Origin of the sequence: Lamprobacter sp., assembly GCF_034860625.1 — a bacterium.
Taxonomy (GTDB): domain Bacteria; phylum Pseudomonadota; class Gammaproteobacteria; order Chromatiales; family Chromatiaceae; genus Lamprobacter.
This window is the reverse complement of sequence record NZ_JAYESN010000359.1, coordinates 1-2,411: the sequence shown is the minus strand read 5'-3', so window position 1 is coordinate 2,411 and position 2,411 is coordinate 1. Positions and strand designations below refer to the sequence as shown.

4 protein-coding genes are annotated in these 2,411 nt (G+C 60.3%); 1 reads left to right on the top strand and 3 read right to left on the bottom strand.

What is annotated here, in order from left to right:
* Both VBE63_RS27505 and VBE63_RS27500 read right to left on the bottom strand, forming a co-directional pair.
* A partial coding sequence (locus VBE63_RS27505; protein ID WP_323686176.1) for a hypothetical protein occupies positions 1-677 on the bottom strand: 677 nt, incomplete at its 3' end.
* Positions 674-1,099 carry a hypothetical protein gene (locus VBE63_RS27500; protein WP_323686175.1) on the bottom strand — a complete coding sequence of 142 codons (426 nt, stop codon included), beginning with the start codon at positions 1,097-1,099 and terminating at the stop codon, positions 674-676. The genes VBE63_RS27505 and VBE63_RS27500, both read right to left, overlap by 4 nt.
* Positions 1,100-1,152: 53 nt before the next feature.
* On the opposite strand from VBE63_RS27500, the gene VBE63_RS27495 reads away from it, so the two are divergent.
* The gene (locus VBE63_RS27495) at positions 1,153-1,722 is read left to right on the top strand and encodes a toxin-antitoxin system TumE family protein (protein WP_323686174.1); all 570 of its coding nucleotides are present in this window, start codon (positions 1,153-1,155) and stop codon (positions 1,720-1,722) included.
* 66 nt (positions 1,723-1,788) lie between these two features.
* On the opposite strand, the gene VBE63_RS27490 is transcribed toward VBE63_RS27495, so the two are convergent.
* On the bottom strand, positions 1,789-2,411 hold a 623-nt coding region (locus tag VBE63_RS27490), incomplete at its 5' end, for a glycosyltransferase (RefSeq protein ID WP_323686173.1).

Genomic DNA, 2,411 nt, shown 5'->3' with positions numbered 1-2,411 from the left:
TGGATCATCCAGTCGATCAAACGGAATATCTCTAGAATGACGGCCTGCTCATAGCCGCGCTCGTACATCAAGCGCATCAGGCGGAATTTCCAGCGTTTCAGTGTCTCGGCATCATCGGTGACCTTGGCGCGGATCTGCGCCATGACGACCAGGGCGAAGACATTGTCGCTGGTTTCCAGCTCGGCCCAGCGCTCGGGTGTGGTGTCGTCGAGCAGTTTGACCATCGGGAAGCGAAAGGCGATCCCACAGCCCCAGCGGGCATGACGAAATGTATTCGGGCGAAAGCTGGCGGTGATGTCGGTCAGAACGGCAAGGCTGACGACATCGGTTTTGTAACGGTCACGCAGGCGGGTCTGATACAGAAACATCCGCGCGCTAAAGTCGCTTTCAGCGTCGCCCTGGACTTCGACATGAATCAGCACAGAGAGATCGCTGCCGTCTTTGGCGCGCACGCGCACCAGTTTATCGGCATAGCGGCGACCGCGCGGGCTGTGACCGCCGATCTGTTGGAGTTCTTTATCAAGAAACACCGGCGCCACGCTCCAGTCGATCTGCTCATGAATGACCGGGAACAGCAGCGCGAGAAACTCCGGGAAGAAGCGCTCCAGGGCCTCTTTCCAGGGGCTGTCGTGGTCGCTCTTGGCAGCGGCGTCTGAGGGTCGGTTGTCGGCGCTCATGCGGCGAGTCTAGCCGATGCGCGGCTGGGGGTGGGAGGGGCTTTGGCTGCGTGCCTCGGGCTGTTCGGTATACTGTCACTGAATTTCGGATTTCCTGTCATCGGATTTCCGAACGCGGTGGCTGAGGACAGGACAAGCACCGAATCATAGCCGCCTGCGCCGTGCTCGGGTAGCGCCAGCGCCAGATCAGGGGAAAGCGCCAGTTCTACCGCATGGACCGCGCCGCGCTCGCTCTCGGCGGCTACCGCAGGAAGTTCTTCATCAGCCACAACCCGAGGCCTGGCGGATGCGGTGATGGAGATGGCGGGGATGAGGGGGGTTTGAAGCTGATTCGGATTTTCCACCGCGCCCTCGACGAACGATTTGGCCTTGACAGTCAGGCCAAACTCCACGATTCGCGGCTTGGATTCGTTTTTGACCATTACAGTCACCACAGCAGCGCCGCAACTGTTATCAGCTGATGATATGCTAAGGCATGCGTGAGGATTCTGGAATCGACACCCTGCTTGATCTGCACGATCAGGTCATCGAGCAAGGCCAGGGGTATTGGCTCAAGATCGAGGCGTGGCGGGTGGAGCCGACAAACCAGGTCCCGCACGGCATTCGCTACGCGCTGACGCTCCATGAGCCATCCGGGCAGCGCATCCTCGGCTATGACAACGCTCACGCAGTCAAGCCACCGAAAAAATTAACGATGAAGGCCATTGTGATCGGGATCATGCCGCAGGAGAAGATCCGTGCTCGGATGCTGGCCATCGCCCGAGGTGAGTACCGGCCCAAGCCCGGTGATCCCAAGGTCTGGTTCACCTCGATGAAGTCGCTGGCCGAAGTGTTGAGCGATGACAACCGAGCGCTACTGAAGGTCATCAGTGAGACCCAACCAGAGTCGATTACAGCGCTGGCCGAGGCCACTGGGCGCAAACCCAGCAACCTGTCGCGTACGCTCAAGACCCTGTCGAACTACGGCATTGTCGATATGCAGCGGGAGAAGCGCCATGTGCGTCCCATTGCCAAAGCCACCGAGTTTCGGATTCTGACAGCGTAAGCCGATGTGCACACTTGCTGAAGAAAGCGGATGCCTGCAGCGCCTTCAAGATCGCCAGCAACGGCATCAAGCCAGCCGCTCCACCCAGTCCAACTGCTGCGGCAGGCAGATGCGCTTGAGGTCATAGGTGGCCTGGGCGAAGGCGCGGGCGTTGGCGCCGAGGCGTTGGCGGGTGGTTGGGTCATCGAGTAGGTCACAGATGGCGTCGATGAGACGCGCGGTGTCGAAGAAGTCGACCAGGCGGCCGGTCTCATCGTGCTGGATGGCCTCATGCAGCGGCTGGGTGTCGCTGGCGACGATGGCGCAACCGAGGCTCATGGCCTCTAACCGTTGCTGACAAAAGCCCGCGTTCAATCGCCCATCGGCGGACACTAAGAAACGGCTCATCAAACGTCTTCCCGATGTGAGCACCTCGATCCCTGCGGCGATGAAATCATCCAGCGCATCGCACAACGCGATCGCCTCGGGGCTGTGTCCGAGTTGCTCCGTCCAGCGTTCCGAAAGGGCATAGAGTCGATCCAGATCATCTTGGGTCATCGGCTCGAACAGCAGATGCTCGACGCGCTCCAGCTCGGCCAGCATCTTGGTGTGGGTCTCGGGCAGGGTCATCGGGTGGTCGAGATGGGGGGTGTGCGCATAGCTTGAGTCTAGCAACGGCGAGCGCGCTTGGTCACCGGACAGCCTCACTG

Bases quoted from the DNA above. Each gene is read 5' to 3' on its own strand.
- VBE63_RS27500 (WP_323686175.1), bottom strand. From the start codon at position 1,099: ATGGTCAAAAACGAATCCAAGCCGCGAATCGTGGAGTTTGGCCTGACT.
- VBE63_RS27495 (WP_323686174.1), top strand. From the start codon at position 1,153: ATGCGTGAGGATTCTGGAATCGACACCCTGCTTGATCTGCACGATCAG.